The sequence below is a fragment of the Pseudomonas silensiensis genome (assembly GCF_050434865.1).
GTDB classification, from domain to species: domain Bacteria; phylum Pseudomonadota; class Gammaproteobacteria; order Pseudomonadales; family Pseudomonadaceae; genus Aquipseudomonas; species Aquipseudomonas fluorescens_W.
The window spans coordinates 1-1,235 of the sequence record NZ_JBNDJH010000055.1; the positions used below are offsets into that span (position 1 = coordinate 1).

At 54.7% G+C, this 1,235-nt stretch carries 1 protein-coding gene; it reads right to left on the bottom strand.

Features of this window, described 5'->3' with window-relative positions; translation table 11 throughout:
• Window positions 1–8 precede the first annotated feature (8 nt).
• Window positions 9–1,171 (bottom strand): IS3 family transposase gene (locus QF010_RS33985; protein ID WP_429509521.1). Its coding sequence is split into 2 segments (ribosomal slippage): window positions 9–916 and window positions 916–1,171, totalling 1,164 coding nucleotides; the frame shifts between segments, so codons are not numbered across the junction.
• Between the last annotated feature and the right edge of the window lie 64 nt (window positions 1,172–1,235).

Here is a 1,235-nt window from a genome sequence, read left to right on the forward strand (position 1 = left end):
TGTAGTGGTCAACTAATCCCGGACACGACGTTAAGTTTTTCCTCGGCCTGCGCTGGTGCCAACCCATCGTTGAATTGATGAGGCCGAATCCAGTTGTAACGATGCATCAAAAAATGGCTGATATCGCGCTTTGCTTCCTGCGCAGTTCGATAGCCCACGGTCGGTATCCATTCTGTTTTCAAGCTGCGAAATACGCGTTCCATCGGTGCGTTATCCCAGCAGTTTCCTCGTCGACTCATGCTCTGGCGCATGCGGTATCGCCACAACCGCTGGCGAAAGAGTCGGCTTGCATATTGCGATCCCTGGTCCGAGTGGAATAGCAGATCCGAAGGCCTGCCACGCTGCTCGTAAGCCATATCCAGCGCTTTGATCACCAGCTCAGCATCTGGCTTTTCCGACAGCGCCCAGCCCACGATCCGACGCGTACAAAGATCCAGGACAACAGCCAGGTAATGCCACTTTCCTTGCGCCCAAATGTAGGTGATATCGCCGCACCAGACTTGATTGGGCGCTGGCACGTCGAACTCGCGGTTCAATGTGTTCGGGATATCCAGTCTTTCTACTGTTGCTCGTTTGTAGGCATGGGAGCCGGGTTGTTTGCTGACTAAATCAAGCTCGCGCATCAAGCTGCGCACTTTGAATCGACCGATCTGCTCACCGTCTTCACGCATCAGCGACAGAATGCTGCGACTGCCCGCAGAGCTGCGACTTTGCGAGAACAGCTCACTGACGCGACTACGTAATCGAAGCCGTTCAACATCGGGCGTGCGGCGCCGCAGGCGCTGGGCGTAGTAACACGAGCGAGTGACGTCCAACACCTTGCACAGCCAATCAACCGGTTCATGGGCACTCAACTGGTCAATCAGCGCGAACGCTCGTGATCTTCCGACATCAAGAGCGCGGTAGCCTTTTTTAATATGGATTTCTCTCGCTCAAGCCGAGCGATCCGGGCCTCCAGCTCCTGAATTTTTTGCTGTTCCGGCGTCAGCGCCTTGCTCTGCGGGGTGATGCCTTTATGTTCTTTCTGAATCTGGTCAACCCAGCGGCGCAATGCTGACTCACCAATGCCGAGTGAACGGCTGGCTTCGATGTAGCTGTAGTTTTGTTTGAGCACGAGGTCGGCAGCCTCGCGCTTGAATTCAGGAGTAAAGGAGCGGCGTTGTTTGGTCATCTGACACCTCGATCTGGCGAGCATTCTCGCCTAAATGGGTGTCCGGTTTCATTAGACCACTACA